This is a genomic window from Streptomyces thermodiastaticus (genome assembly GCF_014656135.1).
In the GTDB taxonomy this organism is placed as follows: Bacteria; Actinomycetota; Actinomycetes; order Streptomycetales; family Streptomycetaceae; genus Streptomyces; species Streptomyces thermodiastaticus.
The window spans coordinates 1-23,412 of sequence record NZ_BNBV01000040.1 but is presented as its reverse complement, the minus strand read 5'-3'; the positions used below and the strand labels follow the sequence as shown (position 1 = coordinate 23,412).

Annotated in this window: 22 protein-coding genes; 10 read left to right on the top strand and 12 right to left on the bottom strand. The window is 73.3% G+C overall.

Annotated elements, in window-relative coordinates:
* Positions 1-712: 712 nt before the first annotated feature.
* On the bottom strand, positions 713-1,495 hold the full coding sequence (locus IE286_RS25075; protein WP_189799046.1) for an HAD family hydrolase: 783 nt from the start codon (positions 1,493-1,495) through the stop codon (positions 713-715).
* A 566-nt stretch (positions 1,496-2,061) separates the two neighbouring features.
* Positions 2,062-2,664: a TetR/AcrR family transcriptional regulator gene (locus IE286_RS25070; RefSeq protein WP_189799045.1), complete on the bottom strand. Its 603-nt coding sequence runs from the start codon at positions 2,662-2,664 to the stop codon at positions 2,062-2,064.
* 93 nt (positions 2,665-2,757) lie between these two features.
* Between IE286_RS25070 and IE286_RS25065 the strand changes: the two genes are divergently transcribed.
* A complete protein-coding gene (locus IE286_RS25065; protein WP_189799044.1) occupies positions 2,758-3,666 on the top strand; it encodes a carbon-nitrogen hydrolase family protein in 909 nt (302 codons plus the stop codon).
* Positions 3,663-5,024: an APC family permease gene (locus IE286_RS25060; protein WP_189799043.1), complete on the top strand. Its 1,362-nt coding sequence runs from the start codon at positions 3,663-3,665 to the stop codon at positions 5,022-5,024. Before IE286_RS25065 ends, IE286_RS25060 begins: the two co-directional genes overlap by 4 nt.
* A 161-nt stretch (positions 5,025-5,185) precedes the next feature.
* On the opposite strand, the gene IE286_RS25055 is transcribed toward IE286_RS25060, so the two are convergent.
* A complete protein-coding gene (locus IE286_RS25055) occupies positions 5,186-6,163 on the bottom strand; it encodes an alpha/beta hydrolase (RefSeq protein ID WP_189799042.1) in 978 nt (325 codons plus the stop codon).
* A gap of 204 nt (positions 6,164-6,367) precedes the next feature.
* Here IE286_RS25055 and IE286_RS25050 point away from each other — a divergent pair, with 204 nt between their 5' ends.
* Positions 6,368-6,829, top strand: a complete 462-nt coding sequence (locus tag IE286_RS25050) for a MarR family winged helix-turn-helix transcriptional regulator (protein ID WP_189799041.1) — start codon at positions 6,368-6,370, stop codon at positions 6,827-6,829.
* Positions 6,830-7,042: 213 nt separating this feature from the next.
* On the opposite strand, the gene IE286_RS25045 is transcribed toward IE286_RS25050, so the two are convergent.
* Complete coding sequence (locus tag IE286_RS25045; RefSeq protein WP_189799040.1) at positions 7,043-7,477, bottom strand: Rrf2 family transcriptional regulator; 435 nt, start codon at positions 7,475-7,477, stop codon at positions 7,043-7,045.
* 133 nt (positions 7,478-7,610) lie between these two features.
* Here IE286_RS25045 and IE286_RS25040 point away from each other — a divergent pair, with 133 nt between their 5' ends.
* Together IE286_RS25040 and IE286_RS25035 are read left to right on the top strand one after the other, a co-directional pair.
* Complete coding sequence (locus tag IE286_RS25040) at positions 7,611-8,366, top strand: SDR family NAD(P)-dependent oxidoreductase (RefSeq protein ID WP_189799039.1); 756 nt, start codon at positions 7,611-7,613, stop codon at positions 8,364-8,366.
* Between the two features lie 209 nt (positions 8,367-8,575).
* Positions 8,576-9,514 (top strand): NADP-dependent oxidoreductase, encoded by a 939-nt coding sequence (locus IE286_RS25035; RefSeq protein ID WP_189799038.1) that lies wholly within the window; start codon positions 8,576-8,578, stop codon positions 9,512-9,514.
* 154 nt (positions 9,515-9,668) lie between these two features.
* Here the strand turns inward: IE286_RS25035 and IE286_RS25030 are convergent, their stop codons facing one another.
* The 5 genes from IE286_RS25030 to IE286_RS25010 form a co-directional block, all read right to left on the bottom strand.
* Positions 9,669-10,583 (bottom strand): acetamidase/formamidase family protein, encoded by a 915-nt coding sequence (locus tag IE286_RS25030; RefSeq protein ID WP_189799037.1) that lies wholly within the window; start codon positions 10,581-10,583, stop codon positions 9,669-9,671.
* A 210-nt stretch (positions 10,584-10,793) separates the two neighbouring features.
* Complete coding sequence (locus tag IE286_RS25025; protein ID WP_189799036.1) at positions 10,794-11,795, bottom strand: DUF5914 domain-containing protein; 1,002 nt, start codon at positions 11,793-11,795, stop codon at positions 10,794-10,796.
* The gene (locus tag IE286_RS25020; RefSeq protein ID WP_189799035.1) at positions 11,792-12,811 is read right to left on the bottom strand and encodes a phytoene/squalene synthase family protein; all 1,020 of its coding nucleotides are present in this window, start codon (positions 12,809-12,811) and stop codon (positions 11,792-11,794) included. Before IE286_RS25020 ends, IE286_RS25025 begins: the two co-directional genes overlap by 4 nt.
* Positions 12,808-14,349: a phytoene desaturase family protein gene (crtI, locus tag IE286_RS25015; protein ID WP_189799034.1), complete on the bottom strand. Its 1,542-nt coding sequence runs from the start codon at positions 14,347-14,349 to the stop codon at positions 12,808-12,810. The genes IE286_RS25020 and crtI overlap by 4 nt, the downstream gene beginning before the upstream one ends.
* The gene (locus tag IE286_RS25010) at positions 14,346-15,635 is read right to left on the bottom strand and encodes a polyprenyl synthetase family protein (protein WP_189799033.1); all 1,290 of its coding nucleotides are present in this window, start codon (positions 15,633-15,635) and stop codon (positions 14,346-14,348) included. Before IE286_RS25010 ends, crtI begins: the two co-directional genes overlap by 4 nt.
* Before the next feature lie 284 nt (positions 15,636-15,919).
* Between IE286_RS25010 and IE286_RS25005 the strand changes: the two genes are divergently transcribed.
* The 4 genes from IE286_RS25005 (at position 15,920) to IE286_RS24990 (ending at position 20,338) form a co-directional block, all read left to right on the top strand.
* Positions 15,920-17,125, top strand: coding sequence for a lycopene cyclase family protein (locus IE286_RS25005; protein ID WP_189799032.1), 1,206 nt, complete (start codon positions 15,920-15,922; stop codon positions 17,123-17,125).
* Between the two features lie 34 nt (positions 17,126-17,159).
* Positions 17,160-17,879, top strand: a complete 720-nt coding sequence (locus IE286_RS25000) for a class I SAM-dependent methyltransferase (protein ID WP_189799031.1) — start codon at positions 17,160-17,162, stop codon at positions 17,877-17,879.
* Entirely contained in the window at positions 17,879-19,438 is a 1,560-nt protein-coding gene (locus IE286_RS24995; protein ID WP_189799030.1) for an FAD-dependent oxidoreductase, read from the top strand. Before IE286_RS25000 ends, IE286_RS24995 begins: the two co-directional genes overlap by 1 nt.
* A 105-nt stretch (positions 19,439-19,543) precedes the next feature.
* Positions 19,544-20,338, top strand: a complete 795-nt coding sequence (locus tag IE286_RS24990; protein WP_189799029.1) for an SDR family NAD(P)-dependent oxidoreductase — start codon at positions 19,544-19,546, stop codon at positions 20,336-20,338.
* Between the two features lie 17 nt (positions 20,339-20,355).
* Here the strand turns inward: IE286_RS24990 and IE286_RS24985 are convergent, their stop codons facing one another.
* The 3 genes from IE286_RS24985 to IE286_RS24975 all read right to left on the bottom strand — a co-directional run bounded on the left by IE286_RS24985 (position 20,356) and on the right by IE286_RS24975 (position 22,392).
* Positions 20,356-20,688, bottom strand: a complete 333-nt coding sequence (locus IE286_RS24985; protein ID WP_189799028.1) for a DUF3140 domain-containing protein — start codon at positions 20,686-20,688, stop codon at positions 20,356-20,358.
* Between the two features lie 6 nt (positions 20,689-20,694).
* Positions 20,695-20,922 (bottom strand): hypervirulence associated TUDOR domain-containing protein, encoded by a 228-nt coding sequence (locus IE286_RS24980; protein ID WP_189799027.1) that lies wholly within the window; start codon positions 20,920-20,922, stop codon positions 20,695-20,697.
* Between the two features lie 243 nt (positions 20,923-21,165).
* The gene (locus IE286_RS24975) at positions 21,166-22,392 is read right to left on the bottom strand and encodes an alpha/beta hydrolase family protein (protein ID WP_189799026.1); all 1,227 of its coding nucleotides are present in this window, start codon (positions 22,390-22,392) and stop codon (positions 21,166-21,168) included.
* A 261-nt stretch (positions 22,393-22,653) separates the two neighbouring features.
* Between IE286_RS24975 and IE286_RS24970 the strand changes: the two genes are divergently transcribed.
* Positions 22,654-23,289 carry a TetR/AcrR family transcriptional regulator gene (locus IE286_RS24970; RefSeq protein ID WP_229863679.1) on the top strand — a complete coding sequence of 212 codons (636 nt, stop codon included), beginning with the start codon at positions 22,654-22,656 and terminating at the stop codon, positions 23,287-23,289.
* Positions 23,290-23,412: the final 123 nt, after the last annotated feature.

The following is a 23,412-nucleotide window of genomic DNA, read 5'->3' as shown; positions in this document are numbered from 1 at the left end:
GGGTCCTTCGGCCAGAACGTGGGCCCATCGGCGTCCCGGCCGGGACCGGGGCGGCTTGCGTGGCCGTGCACCCTCGGCCGGCGGCCGGAGGTGCGCACACCCGCCGAGCACGCGCCTGGACCGCCGACACCTGCGCCAGGAGCACCGGCTCGTCGTGCTTGCGCGCGGGGGCGGGCCCGAGCCGTGCCGCATGCGCGGGGAGCACGTGTGCTCCGCTCGCACCACCATGGTGACGAGCGGAGCAAGCCGCGTGCGCGGGGAACATGCGACACGGAGAAGGCCGGCAACGTGCGCCCCGCCCCCCGGATGCGCGGGGCGCGGCAACGCGCAACCGGACGAGGTCTCGGCGTGTCCGTGCGGCCGTCGGCACCGGCGACTCGCGTGTTTCCGCAGTCGTCATCCGCTGTTTCCGCACGCGTCATGCCGCCTTGGCGGACGAGCCTCCTGCCGGACACCCTGCGCCGAGCGCACCGGCGGCTGCCACGGCAGGACATCGGTGGTGTGCCGCGCCACGTCCGCGCACAACCGTCCGGCCCGTCTCGCAGCGGGGCATCGCGCCTTTCTCCCTCCCTGCGTGCTCCTCCCCCGCGTGCTCCTCCCCCGCACCGGACGCCGACGCCCGGCGGGTTCCCTGCCGCGGGGAACACCGCCGTGCCGCCGAGGGCAGCGCACGGGTGCGACGCGGATGCGACGCGGGTGCGACGCAGGTGCGTCAGGAAGCGCCCGCCGGATCCTGGCGGGTGGGGCCGCCGGGCCTGGGAACCTTCGCGTCGGCCGTGTCGCCCGCCCGGGTCTCGGGGCGGCCGGGCCGGGACGTGGGGCGGCTTGCCGCCCAGTCCATCAGGGCCGGGTCGTCGAGCGAGTCCACCCACAGGTCGGCGAGGGCGGCGTCCTGCGTCGCGGGGCGCGGTCCCAGTCCGACGACCCGCAGGCCCGCGGCCACCGCGGCCTTCATCCCGTTGACCGAGTCCTCGACGGCCAGGGCGTTGCTGCCGGGGACGCCGAGGCGGCGCACGGCTTCCGCGTAGGTGTCGGGGTGCGGTTTGGGACGGATGGAGTCGTCCGGGACGACGATGTGCCGGACGTACTTGAGCAAGTCCACCGACTCGAGGGAGAACCGGACGACGTCCTCGGGGCAGTTGCTGGCCACGGCCAGCGGTGCGACCCGCTGCAGCGTCCACACCAGTTCCCGGGCGCCGGGTGTGGTCACCGGCTCACGGGCCACCAGGGAGCGGAAGGCGCTGAGCAGTTGCTGCGTCATGTCCTCGGCGTGCTCGGGGGCGCCGACGAGTTCGGCCATCAGGGCGCCGCAGTCCCGGTAGTGCAGGCCCTTGGCGCGTTGCGCGAACTCCTCGTCGGGGGCGTGGCCGAAGGCACGCAGCACGATCGCACGGGCTCGCTGCCAGTGCTGCTCGGAGTCGATCAGGGTGCCGTCGCAGTCGAAGACGACGGCTTCAGGGGTCCAGTCAGGGTCCAGCGCGGGGATTCGGGTCATGGGCTTGCCGTTCTGGCGCGGGGCGGAACCGCCGGGTAGGCCGACTGGATCCACCGGTCATGGTTGAGGGGAGCGCCTGCCGAGAAATCCTTCACTTCAGTGAAGCGGAAATCCGCAGGCGGACGTGTCCGGTTACCGGACACGGCGGTCGCACGCGGTCGACGGCGGCGTTCCTGCACGCATCCGGAACCGCCAACACCTTGAACGGTACGCTCCACTTACCGATCCGGTGGACGTTTACCAACGCAATACGCACGTGTGGGTGACCCCACCCGGTACCCCACACGGCGCAGCACCGCGGCAGGGCAACCGGTGCTGCGGACAGTTCGGGGCAGGTGCCGGGGTACCGGTGCGGTGGGTGCACCGGACTTTCTCGTCGAGGTCGTCCGCGTGGCCGGGCAGGGGCGGCGGGGGCAGCTCCGGTCGTGGCCGCGTCGCGGCGCACGCTTCGGCCGGCGCCTGGTGCACGAGGATCAGCCGGTGCCGGGGGCGGGGCGGGTGACGGGCGGCGCGCACACATGGCGGCAGCGGGGAGCGCCGGGCCCGCCGCCGGGAGCCCGGCCGGATCACACGCTGCCGGCGCCCCCGGTGACCAGGCGCGCGTGGTGCAGCAGGCGTTCCTCGATGTCCTGGGCGGTGGCGGCACCCGACAGGACGTCGATGCCGTAGCCGTCCTCCAGGGCCACGAAGCCGCGTGCCAGGAAGCCGGCCGGGGCGGTCAGGCGGAAGTCGCCGCTGTCCTCGCCTTCCTGCAGCACCCGCCGGTACAGTTCGGTCTGCTGGACGAGGAAGGTCCGCTGCCGTTCACCGGCCGCCTCGTTGCGGAAGGCCACCGGCAGCAGCTCGTACAGCAGGCGGCTGGCCGTCTCGGCCTCGCCCGGGTACGGGACACCGGAGGCGATGCACGCCGCGAGCCGGTCCCAGGAACCGGCGCACGCCTCGACGGCCGTCCGGCGGCGCAGCACATAGGTCTCCGTGCCCTGCTCGAACACCGCCGCCAACAGTTCATTGACATCTGCGTAGTAGTACAGGACCGAGGCCGGTGTGACGCCGGCACGCGCCGCTATGTCCCGCAGTCGCGCGTTGGTCAGTCCGCGTTCCACCACGGTGTGTGCCGCCGCCTCCACCAGCTGCGCACGGCGGGCTGCTTGATTCCGGGGGCGTGGCATGGCGCTCATCTTCTCACACAGCGGATGGACCCTTGACACCTCCCGGATTCATTAATCAAATTTCGTTTAACAAATCAGGAAGGCGTTGCACCCATGCCCTCACCCCTGTCTCTCGCTCTTGTCCAGGCCCCCGCGCACCCGGTAGGCGCCCTCGACTCCTTCACCTCCGAACTGGAGCGGCTCGCCCGGCAGCGGCCCGCGGTCCGCCTGTTCGTCCATCCCGAGCTGCACCTGACCACCGCCGCGCCCGGCGGCACCGCGGACGGCCCGACGCCCGCCCCGGAAGACCTGGCCGAGCCTCTGGACGGCCCGCGTGACCGGCGGCTCGCCGAGCTGGCCGGGGACCTCGGTGTCTGGCTGATACCCGGCAGCGTGTACGAGCGCGGCGGCGACGGCCGGATCTACAACACCGCGCCGGTCTATGCGCCCGACGGGCGGCGCGTGGCCGCGTACCGCAAGATCTGCCCGTGGCGTCCGTGGGAGACGACGACGCCGGGCACGGAGTTCGTGGTGGTGGACATGGGCGAGTACGGCCGGGTGGGGCTGTCCGTCTGCTACGACGCCTGGTTCCCGGAGATCTCCCGCAACCTCGCCCACCTGGGCGCGCAGCTGATCGTGAACGTGGTGCAGACCGCGACCAGCGACCGGGAGCAGGAGATCGTGCTGGCCCGGGCGAACGCCATCGCCAACCAGGTCTTCGTCGCGAGTGTCAACGCGGCGGCGCCCACCGGGCTGGGGCGCAGCCTGCTGGTCGACCCGGAGGGCCGGGTCCGCACCCAGGCGGTGAGCGCCGAGTCCTGCGTGCTCACCGACGTCGTCGACCTGGGCGAGAGCGACCGGGTGCGCCGCTGGGGCACCGCCGGTCTCAACCGTCCCTGGCAGCAGTTCCGCCCCGGCGACGCCCCTGTCCCGCTCCCCCTCTACGACGGCCGTATCGATCCGGCCGTCTGGGGAGCCGGAGCGGCGGCGCCCCGCGCACAGGAAACGGCGGAGCCGGCATGACGGCGGCCACCCGGACCTCCGGCGGGCTCACCGCCCGGCTGGGGCTTGTGTCGCTCGTCGTCTTCGGCCTGTCCTACATGGCCCCGGCCATCGTGGTCTCCACGTTCGGCGTGATCGCCTCGACCTCCTCCGGTGTCGCCCCGACCGCCTATCTGGTGGCCACGGTGGCGATGACCCTCACGGCGCTCAGCTACGGCAAGCTCGCCCGTGACCATCCCGTGTCCGGCTCGGTGTACACCTACGCCCGCAGGCTGCTCGGCCCGCGCACCGGGTTTCTCGCCGGCTGGGCGCTGCTGCTGGACTATCTCTTCCTGCCGATGGTGGCCTGGCTGATCCAGGCCCTGTACCTGCACGTGCAGTTTCCCGCCGTGCCCGCCTGGGGGTGGCTGGTCGTGGTGATCGCTCTCACCACGGTGGTCAACGCCCTCGGTCTCGTCATCGCGGACCGCGTCAACAAGGTCCTGCTGGGGCTGACGGCGCTGGGTCTGCTCGCGCTCGCCGTGGTGTGCGTCGTCGCGATCGGCGGCAGGCCCGCGAGCGACGGCGCGCACGCCCTGTGGCACCCGGGTGTCTCCCCCGGCGCGGTCACGGCCGCCGCGGCCGTCGCCGCCTATTCCTTCCTCGGCTTCGACGCGATCAGCACCCTGAGCGAGGAGGTGCGCGACGCCCGGCGGAACGTGCCGCGCGGCATCGTGCTCACCGTGCTCATCGGCGGCGGCGTGTTCTTCGTGATCTCGCTGCTGCTGCAGTGGGTGCATCCGGGCGCGTCCTTCCGCGACGAGTCGACCGCCGGGTTCGAGGTGGCGGCTCTCGCCGGCGGCCGGCACTTCGCGGACGTCACCAACGCGATCGGGCTCATCGGCGGCCTCGCCTCGTGTGTCGCGATCCAGGCGAGCACCAGCCGTCTGATGTATGTGATGGGCCGTGACGGTGTGCTGCCGCGCCGCGTCTGCGGCCGCCTCAACGCCCGGCTCGGCACACCGGTGCTCAACCTGCTGGTCATCGCGGTCGTCGGGTTGCTCGGCACCTGCCTGTCCCTGGACACCGCCACCTCGTTCATCAACTTCGGTGCCTTCCTCGCCTTCACCGTGGTCAACATCTGCGTGATCGCGGCATGGCTGCGGCACCGCAGGGCCGGCGCACGGCGCTCCGTCCTCGCCCATGTGATCGTCCCGGCGCTCGGCGCGGTCGCCGATGTGTATCTGCTGACCAAGCTGAACCATCTCGCGCTGCTGCTGGGCGGCGCGTGGCTGGTGGTGGGTGTGGTGCACCTGTGCGTCCTGACCGGCGGGCTGCGCCGGGAGCCGCCGGAGCTGCATCTCACCGAGACGGAGGAACCGGTCGGCGCCTCCACCTGACCGGCCGGCGCGCTCCCCCGGCACGCCTGCGGCCCGCCGCACGGCACACCGTTCTACGGTGTGGCCTGCGAGCGGGCCGCAGCGCGCGCTGTGCCGTCCGGGACCGGCGCGCTCGGTGACCGAGCCGGGCCGGGACGCGGCCGCCGGTCGCGCACCGGGGGTCAGGCCGTGCGGAAGGCGGCGCGCAGGGTGGTGATCGCCTGGGTGATGGCGGCCTCGGCGGCGTGGGTCCCGCGCAGCGCGTTGAGCATCACGAAGTCGTGGATGATGCCCTGGTACCGGATCGCGGTGACGGGCACACCGGCTTCGCGGAGCTTGTTGGCGTAGGCCTCGCCCTCGTCGCGCAGGACGTCCGCCTCGGCGGTGATGACCAGCGCCGGCGGCAGGCCGGCGAGCTGCTCGGTGGTGGCGCGCAGCGGGGAGGCGGTGATCTCGGCGCGCTCGCTCTCGCTGGTGGTGTACTGGTCCCAGAACCACTGCATGGCGTCGCGGCGCAGGAAGTAGCCGGTGGCGAACTGGTGGTAGGACGGGGTGTCGAAGCTCGCGTCGGTGACCGGGTAGAAGAGCACCTGCTGCACCAGGGGGACGTCGCCGCGTTCCTTGGCCATGAGGGTCAGGGCGGCGCTCATGTTGCCGCCGACCGAGTCACCGGCGACCGCGATGCGGGTGGCGTCCAGGTTCCTGCTCGCGCCTTCCTGCACGATCCACCGGGCGACGGTGTAGTTCTGCTCGATGGCGACCGGGTAGCGGGCCTCGGGCGAGAGGGCGTACTCGGGGAAGACGACGGCGGCGCCCGCTCCGACGGCGAGTTCGCGCACCAGCCGGTCGTGGGTGTGGGCGTTGCCGAACACCCAGCCGGCGCCGTGGATGTAGAGGATCACCGGGAGGGCGCCGGTGGCACCGGCCGGGCGGACGATCCGGGCCCGCACGCTGCCGGTGGGGCCGCCGGGAACGGTCACCCACTCCTCGTCGACGTCCGGCTTGTCGATCTCGCCGGACTGCACCTCGTCGACCGTCTTGCGACCCTCGGCCGGACCGAGGTCGAACAGGTACGGCGGGTTGGCGGTCGCCTCCGCGAACTCCCGGGCGGCGGGCTCGAGAACCGGGCGGGGGCCGAAGGTCGTGCTGTTCTCGCTCATCAGGGTCTCCTCCATAGAGGCCGGGGCAGGTGGCTCCGGCGGGTTTGTGCGGGCCGTTCCGGCGGGCACGGAGATAACATAGCGCTCGATTTAGTTGCGCGCAACTGAATCGGGAACGACTGCATTGGATGCGACTTGACTGGGCTAGAGTGCACACAGGAGGGCCGCACAGGCCCGCCACGGCGGATCAGAGGCGAGAAGAACATGACGACCGAACCCGAGAGCACCGTCGAGGAACACTCCCTGCTCCTCGACGACCAGCTCTGTTTCGCCCTCTACGCGGCTTCCCGCGCCGTCACGGCCCGGTACCGGACCCTGCTGGACGAGCTGGGCCTCACCTATCCGCAGTACCTGGTGATGCTGGTGCTGTGGGATCGCGGTGCCACCTCGGTGCGCGACATCGGCACCGCCCTCCAGCTGGAGTCCAGCACCCTGTCCCCGCTGATCAAACGGCTGGAGACGGCCGGCCTCGTGATCCGGCGGCGCCGCCCCGACGACGAACGGTCGGTCGTCGTCGCCCTCACCGACGCGGGGCGGGCGCTGCGGGACCGCGCGCGTCGCGTACCGCCCGCCATGGCCGACGCCATGGGGCTGACCCCCGAGCAGCACCGGACGGCCAAGGCGCTGCTGCGCCGGCTCACCGTTAACGTCACCGGCACCGGCTGAGCGTACCGGCACGGCGGGGCGGCCGTGGGTGTGCGAGCCGGGCTCCGCTCCCGGGGCGCTTCCACCGCGCACACCGGCCCGCCACCCGTGCGCCGGGCTCGGCCTGCGGGCGATCACACGCTGCCGCGCCGGCTGCCGGCGACCCGCCCAGCAACGGCAAGGTCACCTGGCGGGCCCGCCGGCCGGCCGGCAGCGGTCGCCGCGCGGCACCCGTCAGCGAGGTGCCGCCAGCACGTCGTCGAGCACCTTCTCGAGCGTGACACGGGCCAGCTCCCGCCTGAGGGTCTCCTCGATGCCCTCGTAGATGCCCCGCAACGCCGGCTGGATACCGGATCCCACCACGCACTCCTGGTCCGGCCGGGCGCGGTGCATCGCGAACAGCGGGCCGGGCTCCACCGCCTCGTACACATCGAGCAGGGTCATCGATCCCAGCTCGCGCGCCAGCGACCAGCCCGCTCCCGCACCGCGCCGGGACTCCACCAGCCCGGCCCTGCGCAGGTCGCCGAGCAGCCGCCTGATCACCACCGGGTTGGTGTTCACGCTGCCCGCGATCTGTTCGGAGGTGGCGACCTCGTGCCCCTGGCGCTGATACAGACCGATCCACGCCAGCGCGTGGGCGGCGATGGTCAACCTGCTGTTGGCGCTCATCAGCCCCTCCTCCCCGGCCGCGACGCCTCATGGTACGTCCGCACTGTCGTAACACTTATGGTTGCATCGCCTCGTTGTAACAAATATGGTTGCGACCATCGGGACGGACCGACGAACGAACGAGGCGGGAACGATGAACAAGCCGCTCAAGGGCAAGGTCGCGCTGGTCACCGGGGGATCGCGAGGGCTGGGGGCCGCGACCGTACGCCTGCTGGCCGAGCAGGGCGCCGACGTCGCCTTCACCTATCTCAGCTCCGTACAGCGGGCGCAGGCCGTCGTCGACGAGGTGAACGCGAAGGGGGCGCGGGCCGTCGCCGTCCGGAGCGACCAGGCGGACACCGGCAGCGCGCCGGGGCTGATCGACGACGTGGTGGCGCACTTCGGCGGCCTGGACATCCTCGTCAACAACGCGGCGATCGCGGTGGAGCAGGGCCGCACCGTGGACGACCCGGACGCGGACACCGCCGCGCTGGACCGGATGCACGCCACCAACTATCTCGGCGTGATCGCCGTGACCCGGGCCGCCTCCCGTGTCCTGCGTGACGGGGGCCGCATCATCACGGTGAGTTCCGGACTGGGCTTCCGGGCCGGCGTCCCGGGCGTCGCCGACTACGCGGCGACCAAGTCGGGGATCGAGAGGTACACCCTGGGGGTCGCGCGGGACCTCGGGCCCCGGAACATCACGGCCAATGTCGTGGAGGCCGGGCTGATGGACGGCGGCATGGACGGTCCCGGCCCCGGGACTCTCGAGGTCCTGCTCGGCTCGCTGGCCCTGCAGCGCCTGGGCAGGCCCGAAGAGATGGCCGAGGCGATCGCGTTCCTCGCGAGCCCGGCCGCGTCGTACGTCACGGGCGCGGTGCTGGACGCCCACGGCGGTTACAACGCCTGAACCGGACGCCTGCTGTGCGCCCTGGGCACATCCCGCCTCGGGGGCGCACACCTGCCGGCACAAAGCGCGCGGTCTCACGATTCACTTCCTTGTCCACCGGTGTCGTGCCGGCTCGTTTCGGCTCGGAGCCCACGCGGGACGCTGTGCTCATGTGCGCGGGAGCCGACCGGTGCCGGGGCTGCCGCTGTCGAGGCTGTGAGGACCGTGTGATGAGGGCTGTTGGCGTGACCGAGTTCGGCGGACCGGAGAAGCTGCACTCCGTGGAGCTGCCCGAGCCGGAGACCGGGCCGGGACAGGTGCGCATCCGGGTGCACGCGGCCGCGGTCAACCCGACCGACACGGTCGTGCGGTCCGGTCTGCGGTACAGCGATGCGGACGTGCCGCCCCCGCCGTACGTGCCGGGGATGGATGCCGCCGGGGTGCTCGAGGAGATCGGCGAGGGTGTCACCACGGACCTGAAGGCCGGCGACCATGTGATGGCGATCGTGGTGCCCTTCGGCTCGTACGGCGCATACGCGGAACGGATCGTGGTCCCCGCCGAGTCGGTCGCCCGGGTGCCCGCCGGGGCCTCCGACGTGCAGGCGGCGACCCTGCCGATGAACGGTCTCACCACCCGCCTCGCCCTCGACCTGCTGAGGCTGCGGCCGGGGCAGACGCTCGCGGTGACCGGCGCCGCCGGAGCGGTCGGCGGGTACGCGGTGCAGCTGGGGAAGGCCGAGGGGCTGACGGTCGTGGCTGACGCCTCGCCGGCCGACGAGAAGCTCGTCGCCGAGCTGGGCGCCGACATCGTGCTTCCGCGGGGCGAGGGGTTCTCTGCCGCCGTCCGGGAGGCGGTGCCCGACGGGGTCGACGCGGTGATCGACTCCGCCCTGCTCCACGACCTGATGGTCCCGGCGGTCCGGGACGGCGGCACGATCGCCACCCTGCGCGGCCACGACGGTGAGGCGGAGCGCGGGATCACCTTCGTGCCCGTCTTCGTCCGTGAGTACGCCCGGGAACAGGCGAAGCTCGACCAGCTTCGCCGTCAGGCGGAGGAAGGAGTCGTCACGCTCCGCGTCGCCCGCACCTTCCCGGCCGACCAGGCGGCCGAGGCGCACCGCATCCTGGAGGCCGGCGGCACCCGCGGACGGCTGGTGCTGGAGTTCTGACCCCCGGCGTGACAACGCGGTGAGCACCCGGCCGAGGGGCGTACGGCGACGCGTGCGCCCCGCCCGGCCGCCGAGGCGGCCGCAGCCGCCCGCCGTTCCCCTCCCCAGCTCATCGTGCCGCGGCGAGGCCTCTTGCCCGCTCGTCGTGCGGCCGTCACAGGCCGACCAGCAGCGACCGGTCCAGGTCGATGCTGACCACCCAGTTCGGCACGTCGACGATCTCGGAGATCACCAGGTCGCCCGCGATACTGGCGAGCAGGTAGGCGTCGGCCGCGTCGATGCCGGTGCGGCGGACGACCTCGTCGATCAGCTGACGGGTGGCGTCCTTCGCGGCGGTCATCAGGTCCGGGCCTATGCCGGTGGTGACCAGGGCGGCGCCGGTACGGCGGGCGGCCGGGGCGGTCTCCAGCACCGGGGTCCGCGGTGCCGCGCCCTTCTCCAGGCCCACGCGCAGCCGCACCGTGGCGGAGGTCTCGACGCCGGTGCCGCAGACCTCGCCGTCGCCCATCGCCGCATGCACGTCACCGAGGCTGAGCAGGGCGCCCTCCACTCCCACGGGCAGCCTGAGACGGGCGCCGGGGCCGACCTGACGGATGTCCATGTTGCCGCCCCAGCGGCGCGGCGGGACGACCGAGTGCGCACCGGGCTCGGGGATCGCCACGCCGATGGTGCCGATCATCGGCACCACCGGCACGCCGAGGCCGGGCAGCAGCTCGGCGCGGGCCCCGTCGATGGAGACGATGCGCAGATGGGGCTCGGGGAAGTCGTCGGCGAGCAGCCCGAATCCGGGGATGCAGGCGGTCCAGCCCCAGTCGTCGACCTGGGTGTCCAGGACGTCGATCACCAGGGCGTCGCCCGGTTCGGCCCCGTCGACCCGGATCGGGCCGGTGACGGGGTTGAGCCGGCCGAAGTCCAGCTCGGCGGTGTCGTCCGCCGTGGACGTGCGGCCGAGCTGTCCGCCGCTCGACTCCTGGGTCGCGACAGTGACGGAGTCACCGGGCGCGACGGTGAGCGCCGGGGGGATCGTGTTGTCCCAGACGTTGTGGGCCTCGGTCGCCTGCAGGTGCATGGGTGTCACCTCTCCCGTGGGGACGTGGTGGTGCGGCCGCTGATCCGGTAGTACAGCAGGACACCCGTGCCTGTGACGAGTGGGGCGACAGTCGCGATCCGTATACGTGTGCCCGGGCCGGTGGCCGGCAGCCGCTCGGGCGGGGTGCTCCCGTGCGGGACCGGTGGCAGGCGGCCGCAGCCGCGGAGCCGGCGTGAGGGCGCCCGGCGGTCAGCCGGGGAAGCGGCCCGTGGACCGCAGTTCCCAGCGGCGTTCGGCATAGGCCAGGTCGTCGCGCCAGAGGCGTCCCGCGGTGGCCCGCATCAAGGGACGCAGCAGCGGGGCCGCCCGCCGAGCGGCGGCGAAGCCGCGCCGGCCGGAGGTCGCCAGCACCGCTTCGACGACCACCGTCCGGGGCGTGCCCCGCTCGTCCTCGCCGAGGGGAGTGGCGTGCGTCTCGACCACGGATCCTTCTCCCTCGCCGCGCGTGATGCGCATGACGACGGTGCGCGGTCCCGGAGCGGTGAACACCGCCCGGACGGGGACGACCAGACGCCCCGTCAGACGGAAGGAGACGTCGACGGTGACGGCGTCCCCGTCGTCCCCGTCGCCGCCGGCCCCGGGGACGTCGACCACCGTGAGGTCCACGAACGCGTACGGGTGGTACCAGGCTCCGTGCCAGGGATCGAGACGGTTGGCCACGACGTCCTGCGGCTCGCATCGGCCCGTGCCGGTGAACACGGCCGTCAGGGACCGCTCCGGATCGGGCCGGCGGGGCACGACGGGCTTCTCCAGGGGTGGTTCGCCGCCTGCCGCGTCGAGCCGGACCCACACCAGGACGCCGTCGTCGTGCACCGGCAGCGGCTGCCAGCCCGCCCGGGGAGCACCGTCGAGGGCCAGTCCGTGCCAGTGGCACACGAGGGTGCCGCAGTGCACCGGGCTGTCGCGCAGTGGTGCGCCCAGGTGGGGGCAGATGCCGGGGCCGCCCACGGCCCGGCCGTCCGGTCCGCGCCAGACGACGACGTCCTCGCCGGCGACGGTGCGGGCCAGGGGTCGGTCGCCGCGCAGGTCGCGGGAGGCCCCGACGACGTACCAGTTGCCGGTGGGGCGTGCCTGGGCCCGTTTCAGGGCCTGTGCGACGACCGAGGGATGGGCGTCGCGCCAGGTGGGCCGCTGACGGGCCCACGGCACGGGGTCGCGGCGCACGGTGAACGGCAGGGAGCGCGGGCTCATACGGCCTCCTCGGCGACGGGCCGGCCCGGTGGCACGGTGACGGCCCCGGCCGGCGGGGGCGGCAGCGTGGGATGCCCGGCCCTGCGGGCGCGCAGCCGGGCGACGGTCACCCGGGTCAGCCCGTCGGCGGCGAGCAGCGCCCGGTGCCGGCGGGGAACCACGGCGCGGCGGTGCAGCACGGCGTATCCGTCCCGGCCGACGGCGTCCAGGATGCGGCCGTAGAGGACGAACGCGGTGCGGATGCAGGGCCGGGAGAGCGGGTGGAGCAGGGCGATGCCCGGTGCCGCCTGCCGGTACACGTCGCGGGTGAGCGCCTCGAACTCCTTGAGTGCGCCGGTGATCCGCGGGTCGTGGCGTCCGGTGTCGCGGCTCCAGCGCAGCAGTGCCCGGTCCACGCCGTGGGCGGCGAGCAGGTCGGCGGGCACGTAGACACGGCCGCGGTCGAGGTCCTCGCCGACGTCGCGCAGGAAGTTGCTGAGCTGGAAGGCGACGCCGAGCGCGGCGGCGTACGGGGCGGCCTCGTGCTGCGGTACGACCGTGCCGAGCACGGGCAGCATCTGCAGCCCGATCACGGCGGCGGAGCCGTGCATATAGGCGCGCAGGTCGGCGTAGGTGGGGTAGTCCGTGACCGTGAGGTCGCTGCGCATCGCGGTCATGAAGTCGTGGAAGTGGGCGTGGGGGATGCGGTAGCGGCGGGCGGTGTCGGCGAGGGCGGCCACCACCGGCTCCTGCGCGTGGCCGGTGCGCAGGGCGGTCTCCAGTGTCGCGGACAGGTCCGTGACCGCCCGCAGCCGCCGGTCGGTGCCGAGGGCGGGATCGAGCGCGTCGACGATGTCGTCGACCCAGCGGGCGAAGCCGTACAGGGCGTGCACGGCGGGCCTGCGTGCCGGGGGCAGCAGCCGTGTGGCGAGGAAGTAGGTCTTCCCGTGCCGTGCGTTGAGCGTGCGGCACACCCGGTACGCGGCGCGCAGCGCCGGGTCGGTCACGCCTGCCGCGTCCAGTTCCCGGTCGGTCATCGCGTGCCCTCCGCCGTGGTGACCGCGGGTGTGTGCACCGTGGAGGAGGCCCGGCGGTGCGGGCCGGTGACGCGCCGGGCGGCGAGTTTTCCGGACAGCAGCACCATCGGCACGCCCACGCCCGGTGTGGTGCCGCAGCCGGCGAGGACGGCGTTCTCGGTGCCGCGCACCAGGTTGCGGGGACGGAACGGGCCGGTCTGGGTGACGGTGTGGGCCGCGGAGAACGGGGTGCCGGCGGCGTGGCCCTGCATCTGCCAGAAGGCCGGTGTGACCAGGCAGTCCGCCTCGACGGCGTCCGCGAGGCCGTCGAGGCCGCGGCGTTCCAGCTCCCGCAGCAGCGTGTCGCGGTAGCGGGGGCCGAGGTCGCTCCAGGCGGCGGCGGTGGGGCCGATGTCGGTGTTGGGGCAGGGCGCGAGGATGCAGTGCAGATGGCGGCCGGGCGGGGCGAGCGCGGGGTCGGTGGCGGTGGGGCGGGTGATGAGCAGGGACGGGTCGCTCATCAGCTGCCCGGTGCGAGTGAGTTCGTCGAAGGTGGAGCGCCACGCCGCGCCGAACGACAGGGTGTGGTGGGCTAGGTGCGGCCAGGTGCGGTGCGTGCCCGCGTGCAGGACGACGGCGGACGGCGCGTGCCGCAGCCTCGGCCGTCTGCGGGGCCGGTGGCCGAGCAGGCGGTAGGCGACGGGCAGGTCCGGGGTGAGGACGACGGCGTCGCAGGGGATGCGGTCCTGGGCGGTGACGACGGCGGTGATCCGGGAACCGGACCGCTCCAGGCGGGTCACCGGCTGCCCGAAGCGCAGCTCGGCGCCGGCGTCGGCGGCGGCGCCGGCCATCGCCCGCGGCAGGGCGTGCATGCCGCCGCGCGGGAAGTACACCCCGGCGACGGTGTCCATGTAGGCGATGACGGCGTAGGCGGCCAGGGCCCGCTGGGGTGGTACGCCGGCGTACAGGGCCTGGAAGGAGAAGACGCGGCGCAGCCGTTCGTCGCGCAGGAAGCGGCCGATGCGGGCGTCCAGCCGGCCGAAGCCGCCGAGCACCGCGAGGCGGGCCAGGTCGCGGGTGAGCAGGTCGAGGGGGGAGTCGAAGTTGGCGTCGATGAAACGGGTCATCTGCGCCCTGTAGAGCTGTTCGAGCCAGGTCCGCAGCCGCCGGTAGCCGGCCGCCTCGCGGGCTCCGGCGAACCGTTCCACCTCCGCGGTCATCAGGTCGGCGTCGCTGTGCACGTCGAGGCTGCTGCCGTCGGCGAACAGGGCGCGGTAGGCGGGCCTGAGCCGGATCAGTTCCACGCGCCGGTACAGGCTGTCGCCGACGGCGGCGAAGGCCTCGTCGGCGAGGTCGGGCATGGTCAGCACGGTGGGGCCGGTGTCGATCCGGTAGCCGCCGAGCCGGAGCCGTCCGGCCCGGCCGCCGGGGTGGAGGTCGCGTTCCACCACGGTGACCCGGCGTCCGGCGCCCAGCAGGTGCAGGGCGGCCGACAGTCCGGCCAGTCCGGCTCCGACGACCACGACATGATCGGTGCGACCGGGCAGCGTACGGGTCATCGCTGCGGCTCCTCCGGGTCCGTCGGCGGGCAGGGGTCGGGGCGTGTCCCTCCGGTGTCGGCCACCGCGCACAGCAGCGACCGCAGCCGTGCGCCGGCGTGTGCTTCGAGGGGGGCGTCGTCCAGGCACCGCAGTCCCCGGGTCACCAGGCGGCGGATGGTGGCCTCGACGACACCGGCCGCGCCGGTGCCGGTGACGGCCTGCCGTACCTCGCCGAGCCCCGGCCGGTCCGGCCCGGTGCCGCCGGCGGCCCGGCCCAGGACGGACAGTGCCGCGTGGTCGCCGGCGGCCTGAGCTCTGGACCGTGCCAGGGCCAGCAGGTAGGTGGGCGCGCCCTGGCGGAAGTCGGCTCCGCTGTCCTTGCCGGTGCGTCCGGGGTCGCCGAAGAGGTCGTCGAGGTCGTCGCGGAGCTGGAAGGCGAGGCCGACGCTGCGGCCGGCGGCGCTCAGCGCGCGCAGTGTGCTCTCCTGCGCTCCGGCCAGGACGGCGCCCAGGGCCAGAGGCCGTGCGACGGAGTACAGGGCGCTCTTCAGGCACGCGGTGCGCAGCGCACGCTGCGGTGAGTACGCGGCCGTCAGCTGGCCGTGCAGGTCGAGGTACTGCCCGGCCACCATCTCCGTGCGCAGGTCGCTCCACAGGCGCCGCACCCGCTGTGCGGCCGCCGGTGACAGCGGTGTCCCGGCGACCAGGTCGTCCGCCCAGGCGAGCGCGAGGTCACCGGCCAGGATGCCTGCGCCTTCGCCGAACCGGTCGACGTGTGCGGCGGGCGCGGTCGCGGCGTACCGGGCGCGCAGGTCGGCGTGGAGGGTAGGCCGTCCGCGCCGCAGGAGTGATCTGTCCATGACGTCGTCGTGGACCAGGGCGCAGGTCTGCAGCAGTTCCAGTGCCGCGCCGATCCGCAGGGCCGCCTCGGCCGTCGCCGTGTCGGTGCCGCCGCAGGCGCGCACCGACCACCACAGCAGCTGCGACCGGGTCCGTTTGCCGCCGGCCCGGGTGAAGTCCGCGACGCGTTCGGCGACATCGCCGCTGAACAGGTCGTCGACGGCGCGGGCGCGGGCGACGCGCTGCCGGAGCACGCCGTCGAGGACGCGTCCGACGGCGGCGGGCACGTCGGCGTCGACCAGGCTCAGGTCACCGGCCGTCACCGGGCCGTCCCCCGGGTCCGGGGCGGCAAACTCGTCCGCCGGGTCCGGGTGCGGCCGGGCGGGCGATCCCGTGCCGGAGGGCGGGCCGGGGACGGGCGGCGGGGCTCCGCCGCGGTGATCCTTCGCCGGTGTGGGGCGCATCCCGCTTCCTTCCGTCGCGTTCGCCCTTCGCTCCGCCGCTGTCCCGCCGGACGGCGGGCGACGGACACGGCGCTGCACCGGCCGACGCCGGGAGCGCTGGTTCGCACTGTCCCTTCCCCGCGGCGGCGGCCGGCTGCCCACCTGCTGCGGCAGACGGGTGAGGCGCGCCCCCGGCGTCCCGCGGACGGGAATACCGCGTACGGAACGCACCGCGGGACACGCGTACGGAACGCACCGCAGGACACGCGTACGACACGCACCGCAGGACAGCCGGGAGAACACGGATGCTGCTGGAGTCGGAGGTCGCCGTGATCGGGGCGGGAGCCGCCGGGCTGTCGCTGGCGCACCGCCTGGCCGGGCCTGTGCCGGGTCTGCGGACCCCGTCCGTGGTCGTGGTGAACCCGCCGCCGGGGCCGCTGCGTCCGCCGCGGCGGACCTGGTGTTTCTGGGAGAAGGGACGGGGCCGGTTCGACGCGGCGGTCACGGCGTGCTGGCAGCGGCTGCGGGTGCGTCCGCCCGCGGGCGAGCCGGTTCTCGCCGTCCTTGCTCCGCTGCGGTACAAGATGATCCGTTCCGACGACTTCGAGGCCCTGGTCGGCCGGACGCTCGCGGACAGCCCGAACGTGCGCCGTCTGCAGGCCACCGTGGACGCGGTGGAGGACGTCGCCGGCGGTGCCGTCGTCCGGTTCCACGACGCCGGCGGCGCTCGCGGTGTGCTGCGCTCCCGCTGGGTGTTCGACTCCCGGCCTTTGGGGAGCCTGCCGGCCGCGCGGACGACGCTGCTGCAGCACTTCTGCGGCTGGTTCGTGCAGACGTCCCGGCCGGTGTTCGATCCCGGGGTCGCGGAGCTGATGGACTTCCGCACCCCGCAGCCCGCCGAGGGCCTGTCGTTCGGCTACGTGCTGCCGACGAGCGCGCACGAGGCGCTGGTGGAGTACACCGAGTTCTCGCCGCGGCCGTTGACCTCGAACGGCTATCAGGCGGCGCTGCGCCACTACTGCGACGACGTCCTGCATCTGGGTGAGCGGCGGCTCCTCGGCACCGAGGCGGGTGTCATCCCGATGACGGACGCCGCGCCGGCGCGGCGGACCGGGGCGTCCGTGTTCCGCATCGGCGCCGCCGGCGGTGCCACCCGGCCCGCGACCGGCTACACCTTCGCCGGCCTGCAGCGGCAGACACGCGCCGTCGCCGCCGCCCTGCGGCGTGGGCGCCGGCCGGTGCCGCCTCCGGCCCACTCCCGGCGGTCCCGCGCGATGGACGCCGTGCTGCTGCGGGCCCTGTCCACCGGCCGGGTCGACGGCCCCGCCCTGTTCAGCCGGCTCTTCGCGCGTGTCCCCACGGTACGGCTGCTGCGGTTCCTCGACGGGGACACCCGTCTGTACGAGGACCTGTCCATCGGCCTGCACACCCCGGTCACGCCGATGCTGCGCTCCGCCCTTGAACTGCCGGTACTGCCCCGCCGCCCCTTCGAGGAGAGCCTCCCCGTATGACCCCCGGCCGCCGCGACACATCTCTGGAGACCGTGTGACCCTGCTGCGCGACGCATCGCTCGCCGCCGCCTTCGACCGTGCCTCCCGGCACTACGACACGCTGGTGGCCCTCAATCCCGGCTATCACGCGCATCTGCGCCGCTCGGTGCGCCGCCTCGGTCTGCCCGCAGGCGGTGCGGGACTGCGCCTGCTGGATCTGGGCTGCGGCACCGGCGCCTCGACCGCCGCCCTCCGCTCGGTGCTGCCCGCCGCGCACATCACGGCCGTGGACGCCTCCACCGGGATGCTGCGCCGGGCCGCCGCCAAGCCGTGGGCGCGCGACGTGACCTTCGTGCACGCGCCGGTCGAGCACCTGTCCGACGCGGGGGTGCGCGGGCCGTTCGACGCGGTGTTCGCGGCGTATCTGCTGCGCAACGTCCGTGACCCGGACGCGGTCCTGGCCACCGTGCACGACGTGCTGAGGCCCGGCGGGCGGCTCGCGGTGCACGAGTACACGCTCAGCGGCCGCCGCACCGACCGAGCGGTGTGGACGCTGGTGTGCCGCGGCGTCGTCCAGCCGCTGGCCGCGGTCCTCCTCGCCGACACCGCTCTCCTCCGTCACCTGTGGCGCTCCGTCGTGGACTTCGACACCGCCGGCCGTTTCGCCGGCCGGCTCCGCGCGGCCGGCTTCGACCGGGTACGGGCCCTGCCCCTGCCTGGCTGGCAGACGGGGATCACGCACACGTTTCTCGCCCGGCGCAAGGAGAGCAGATGATGAACGGCAGCACGGCCCGTACCGTGCGCGTCCCGCCGGGCAGGGACCGGCGGGCCCGCGTCCTGCCCGCCGCCCCGGGACGCCGCTTCGCCGACGGATTCCGGCCCGCCGCGGCTGTCGTCGGCGCGGGGATCGCCGGCCTGGCCGCCGCCACCGCACTGGCCGAACGCGGTGTGGCCGTCACCGTGTACGAGCGTCAGCCCTACGTCGGCGGACGTGCCGGAGGCTGGACCACCCGGCTGAAGGACGGCACCGAGGTGACGATGAGCCGCGGGTTCCACGCCTTCTTCCGCCAGTACTACAACCTGCGCGCGCTGCTGCGCCGTACCGACCCGGCGCTCGGGCGGCTGACCGGTCTGCCGGACTATCCGCTGCTGCACGCGGGAGGAACCCGCGACAGTTTCCGGCACCTGCCCCGGACCCCGCCCTTCAACGCGCTGGCCTTCGCCCTGCTCAGCCCGACCTTCGGTGTGCGGGACCTGTTCCGTCTCGACCTCATGGCGGCGCTGCCCCTGTGCGACGTCCGGGTGCCCGACGTCTACGACCGGCTCGACCGTCTCAGCGCCCACGACTACCTGGATGCCGTGCGGTTCCCGCACGCGGCGCGCCATCTCGCCTTCGAGGTGTTCTCGCGCAGCTTCTTCGCCGACCCGCGGGAGCTGTCGGCGGCGGAACTGGCGCTGATGTTCCACATCTATTTCCTCGGCTCGTCCGAGGGCCTGCTGTTCGACGTGCCCCGCGCCCCCTTCCCGGCCGCTCTGTGGGACCCGCTCACGGCCCATCTGCGGCGGCACGGGGTCCGTGTCCGCACCGGCACCCCGGTCGAGCACGTCGTGCCCACGGACGACGGCCGTTTCCGGGTCGCGACCGGCCAGGACGAGACGGTGCACGACGGCGTCGTCCTCGCACTGGACACCGCCGCGCTGCGCCGTCTCGTCACCTGTTCCGGCAAGCTCGGCGATGCCGCCTGGCGGGAGCGGATCGCCCGGCTGCGCACCGCTCCGCCGTTCCTGGTCAGCAGGCTGTGGCTGGACCGGCCCGTCGCCCCGGACCGGCCGGGTTTCCTCGCCACCGGCGGTTTCGGCGCCCTGGACAACATCAGCGTCCTGGACCGCTGGGAGGACGAGGCCCGGCAGTGGGCCGCGCGCACCGGCGGATCCGTCGTGGAACTGCACGCCTACGCGCTGCCGGACGGCACCTCGCGCAGCGCCGTACAGCAGCACCTGATCGACCAGCTGCACCGCGTCTATCCCGAGACCCGCACCGCCGGGGTCGTCGACGCACGTCACGAGTGGCACGCGGACTGTCCTCTGTTCCCCGTGGGCGGCTACCGCGACCGGCCGACCGTGCGCACCCCGCATCCGCGCCTGACGGTCGCCGGCGACCTGGTCCGCTGCCATCTGCCCGTGGCGCTGATGGAACGTGCCGCCACGACCGGACTGCTCGCCGCGAACGCCCTGCTGAGCCAGTGGGGTCTGCGGGGCCACACGGTGTACACGGTGCCTGTCCGCGGCCGCAGTCCCGTCCTGCGCCGGCTGGCCCGCCGGCTGGACGGATGAGCCGCGCCCGGGGCGTGGTACTCGTGCGCCGCGGCATTGCGTCCGCCACGGGCCCCGTGGGCGGGCCCGGCATGCGGGCGAGGACACCTGGAAGGGAGCCGTGGGATGCGCATCGATCTGGCAGGACGTACCGCTCTGGTCACCGGCTCCACCCAGGGCATCGGCGCGGCCATCGCCGCCGGACTGGCCCGGGCCGGGGCCCGTGTGGCGCTCAACGGCCGCACCGAGCACCGGGTGGCCGACGCGGCGGCACGGCTGGCCGAGGAGGTGCCGGGGGCCGACGTGGTCCCGGTCGCCGCGGACGTCTCCGACGAGGACGGCACGACCCGGCTGGCCGAGGTGCTGCCCGAGGTGGACGTCCTCGTCAACAACCTCGGCATCTTCGGCGCCGCCGACCCGCTGGAGATCACCGACGAGGAGTGGCGGCGCTACTTCGACGTGAACGTGCTCGCCGCCGTGCGCCTGACCCGGCTGTATCTGCCGGGAATGATGCGACGCGGCTGGGGGCGCGTGCAGTACATCGCCAGCGACTCGGCCGTGGTCGTCCCCGCGGAGATGATCCACTACGGCATGTCGAAGACGGCGCTGCTCGCCGTGGGCCGCGGCTTCGCCAAGCAGGCGGCCGGCACCGGGGTGACGGTGAACTCCGTCATCGCCGGCCCCACCCACACCGCCGGGGTGGAGGACTTCGTGTATCAGCTCGTCGACCGGGAGCTGCCCTGGGAGGAGGCCCAGCGCGAGTTCATGCGCCGGCACCGGCCGCAGTCGCTGCTGCAGCGGCTGATCGAACCCGAGGAGATCGCCAACATGGTCGTCTACCTCAGCTCGGACCAGGCCTCCGCGACCACGGGAGGGGCCCTGCGGGTCGACGGCGGATACGTGGACTCCATCCTGCCCTGACCCACTCGGGCGGGCCGTCACTCCAGCGGGTCGTGCCCCCAGTTCATCAGCGAGTACCGCCACCGGGTGTCCCGTACGTCGCCCGACGGCCGCTGGGCCAGATGCCGGCGGATGTACCCCACGACCTTGCGCATGTGCTGGTAGTCGTCGTCCGACAGGTCGCTCTTCTTCGCCCGCAGGATCTCCACGATCCGGCGGCCGGAGGCGTGCCCCGTCGACTCCCCGCCGTCCTTGTGCTGTCCGGCACTGCGTGACTCGTCGGTGTCGAGCCACTTCTCCAGCGCGGCCGGTTTCATGTTCACCAGCTCGTGGAACGCCCGGCTGACCTCTGTGCGCTCACCGTCGTCCACGGCTGATCACTTCTTCTTCAGAGCGGACGGTTTGTGCACCGCCGACCGGCCGGACTTCTCGCTGCGCACCTGGTACTGCGGGTCCTTGGGCGAGGCGTCCACCGTACGGCCCGCGGCCTCGGTCCGCTCTGTGATCTTCTCCTCCACCTCGCCCTCGGCCTGACTGCCGTGACTGCTCCAGGTGACATGATCACCCTTCTTCAGTTTCCCGCCCTCGTCGCGCTTCTTGGCCATGCCGACTCTCCTCACACTCGCGCCGACGGCTCCCCCTCCTTTCCAGCGTGGAGGCTTCCGCCCGTTCCCGCGACGCGAGCACCGCCGGGCGGCTTGGAACGCTTCGGCTGCCGCTCGGGCACCGTGGGCGTGGCGGCAGCCGCTGCCGGAGGATGCCGTACGGCTCTCCGGTGACGCCGCCGCCCCGCGGCGCGGGTGCCCGTTCGGGACGTGCCCGTTCAGGAACCGCAGGGCGTGCCCGTTTCAGGCACCGGTGAGCCCGACATGGTCGTCGAGGAAGTCGAAGAACCGCTGCGCGGCGAGGGACCGGGCCATCGGTTCGCAGTGCCCGGCGGCCCCTTCCGCCTCGGTGAACCGGACGAGCACCTTCTCGCAGCGCACCATGTCGTACAGCCGCTGCGGCTGGCCGGCGAAATACCCTTCCTGGTCGGGATCGGCGATGAGGACAGGCGTCGAGATCCGCGCGGCGAGCTCCGGAGTGAGCCGGTAACGCTCGACCTCGTGGAAGGTGTCGAAAACGGTCGGGCAGCCGTACGGCTTGGCCCGCCAGACGAAGGTCCGCCTGGCGTTCGCCGGGAGGCGCCCGATCGCGGCCTCGAACGCGTCACGCTCGCCGCGGGCGAGCAGGTCCCGCAGCTCGGAGGACAGCATGGCCTGCCATGCCACGGACACGTCGACCACGCCGTCGTCGATGACCGCGGCGGCGAAGCGGTGCTCGAACGCCAGGGCGCGCGGAGCCCAGTATCCGCCCTGGCTGACGGCGTAGAGCGCGAGCCGCTCCGGGTCGACGCCCGGCCGGCGCAGCGTCGCGTCGACGACGGGCGTGACGACGTGCTCCCAGTCGGGCCGGAACGGGACACCCCGTTCGAAGAGCATGCGCTGCTGGCCGGGCCCGTCGAACACCACGACGTTGTAGCCGCGCGCCGATGCTTCGCTGCCGTATCCGGGGTACAGGTAGCTCGCCGCCCCGTCGGCACCGTTGAGCATGATCAGCGTCGGCTTCTGTCCCGCACCGGGCGCGGCGAAGAACCACCCGGGCATCGTCGTGCCCTCGTAGGGGATGTCGAGCGGCTCCGGCGGGTTGTCCAGCAGGCCGAGGTACTGCTCCCAGCACCGCCGGTAGGCGGCGAACGTCCGCTTTAGGACGACGTCCGGTTCCTCACAGCCGTCGGCCACGAGGGCGCACGACGCGTAGTAGGTCGCGGCTCGCAGCAGTGCGTTCCGGCCGCTCACCCGGTGGCCCCGCCGCACGCAGTCGTCGCCGATCGCGGCGACCCGGTCGGCCGTGGCCTCCCACTCGCGTGCCCATGAGGGCAGCTCACCATCGGTGATGCGGTCGATCGTCGTCAGCGTCTCCCCGGTGTCCGCCGCACCGGTGTAGACCCGCCCGAGCATGGCCCGGGTCATCGAGTTCATCACCGGGTCGGCGAAGAAGGTGGAACGCCGGTCCGGCGTGGTCGGGTTGCTCATGTGCCTGCCGTTCTCTCATGTGCAGGGCCCGTCCGGGGATGGGCCTGTCGTCTCGGGTGCGGTGCGGCCCATGCCCGCTGCGGACGGGCGAGGGGACGGGTGTCGTCGAGGTCAGCGGGCGTCGGCCGTGCGTCCGGCCGTCGTCGTCGGCCGTTCCGCAGCGGGCTGCCTCATCGCCTTCACCGACAATAAGAGATGAATCCATTTCTTATGAAGCCAGGGTACCTCATAAGAAAGACAAGCGTTCCTTATGATGGAGCGGTGACCTCACCTTCCGCGGAATCCCCCCGCAAGCGCCGGCGCGGGCGCGAGCTCGAGGCCGCGCTGCTGGGTGCCGCCTGGGACGAACTGGTCCAGGTCGGCTTCGGACGGCTGACCATGGAGTCCGTCGCCTCCCGGGCCGGCACGGGGGTGGCCGTGCTCTACCGCCGCTGGGCGAACAAGGGCGACCTCGTGCTCGCCGCACTGAAGCACTACCGGGACAGCCACCCGGTCGACATCCCCGACACCGGCAGCCTGCGGGGCGACCTGCTCGCCACGCTGACGGAGATGGGCGACAGGCGCGCCGCCTTCTTCGCCGTCGCCGCGGCCGCGGCCTTCTCCGGGCTGCTGGCCGACACCGGACTGACCCCCGGCCAGGTACGCGACCAGATCTTCGGCGACGATCACCGTACCCGCATCCACGCCATCTACCGGCGCGCCCACGACCGAGGCGAGATCAACCTGGAGCGGATCCCCTCGGACGTACTCGCCTTACCGTTCGATCTGGTGCGGCACGACCTGCTCATCGACCTGAGGGCAGTACCGGCCACACGTATCGGAACCATCGTCGACGAGCTGTTCCTGCCCCTCGTCCGCGCCCACGCCGCCGGGGCGCGACCGCACGAGACCGCGTAGCCCGCCGCGCCTTCCCTCCTGGGGCCGGATCTGGTCGTCTGTCATACCTCCGCTGTGCGGGCGGTGCGGAATCCGCAGAAGATCTGCCGCCGGACGGGGTAGTCCCAGTTGCGGAAGGTGCCC

Bases quoted from the DNA above. Each gene is read 5' to 3' on its own strand.
- IE286_RS25075 (WP_189799046.1), bottom strand. From the start codon at position 1,495: ATGACCCGAATCCCCGCGCTGGACCCTGACTGGACCCCTGAAGCCGTC.
- IE286_RS24980 (WP_189799027.1), bottom strand. From the start codon at position 20,922: ATGGCCAAGAAGCGCGACGAGGGCGGGAAACTGAAGAAGGGTGATCAT.
- IE286_RS25040 (WP_189799039.1), top strand. From the start codon at position 7,611: ATGAACAAGCCGCTCAAGGGCAAGGTCGCGCTGGTCACCGGGGGATCG.
- IE286_RS25030 (WP_189799037.1), bottom strand. From the start codon at position 10,583: ATGCACCTGCAGGCGACCGAGGCCCACAACGTCTGGGACAACACGATC.
- crtI (WP_189799034.1), bottom strand. From the start codon at position 14,349: ATGACCCGTACGCTGCCCGGTCGCACCGATCATGTCGTGGTCGTCGGA.
- IE286_RS24995 (WP_189799030.1), top strand. From the start codon at position 17,879: ATGAACGGCAGCACGGCCCGTACCGTGCGCGTCCCGCCGGGCAGGGAC.
- IE286_RS24975 (WP_189799026.1), bottom strand. From the start codon at position 22,392: ATGAGCAACCCGACCACGCCGGACCGGCGTTCCACCTTCTTCGCCGAC.
- IE286_RS25005 (WP_189799032.1), top strand. From the start codon at position 15,920: ATGCTGCTGGAGTCGGAGGTCGCCGTGATCGGGGCGGGAGCCGCCGGG.
- IE286_RS25060 (WP_189799043.1), top strand. From the start codon at position 3,663: ATGACGGCGGCCACCCGGACCTCCGGCGGGCTCACCGCCCGGCTGGGG.
- IE286_RS25050 (WP_189799041.1), top strand. From the start codon at position 6,368: ATGACGACCGAACCCGAGAGCACCGTCGAGGAACACTCCCTGCTCCTC.
- IE286_RS24990 (WP_189799029.1), top strand. From the start codon at position 19,544: ATGCGCATCGATCTGGCAGGACGTACCGCTCTGGTCACCGGCTCCACC.
- IE286_RS25020 (WP_189799035.1), bottom strand. From the start codon at position 12,811: ATGACCGACCGGGAACTGGACGCGGCAGGCGTGACCGACCCGGCGCTG.
- IE286_RS25035 (WP_189799038.1), top strand. From the start codon at position 8,576: ATGAGGGCTGTTGGCGTGACCGAGTTCGGCGGACCGGAGAAGCTGCAC.
- IE286_RS25010 (WP_189799033.1), bottom strand. From the start codon at position 15,635: ATGCGCCCCACACCGGCGAAGGATCACCGCGGCGGAGCCCCGCCGCCC.
- IE286_RS25025 (WP_189799036.1), bottom strand. From the start codon at position 11,795: ATGAGCCCGCGCTCCCTGCCGTTCACCGTGCGCCGCGACCCCGTGCCG.
- IE286_RS25055 (WP_189799042.1), bottom strand. From the start codon at position 6,163: ATGAGCGAGAACAGCACGACCTTCGGCCCCCGCCCGGTTCTCGAGCCC.
- IE286_RS25065 (WP_189799044.1), top strand. From the start codon at position 2,758: ATGCCCTCACCCCTGTCTCTCGCTCTTGTCCAGGCCCCCGCGCACCCG.
- IE286_RS25070 (WP_189799045.1), bottom strand. From the start codon at position 2,664: ATGCCACGCCCCCGGAATCAAGCAGCCCGCCGTGCGCAGCTGGTGGAG.
- IE286_RS25045 (WP_189799040.1), bottom strand. From the start codon at position 7,477: ATGAGCGCCAACAGCAGGTTGACCATCGCCGCCCACGCGCTGGCGTGG.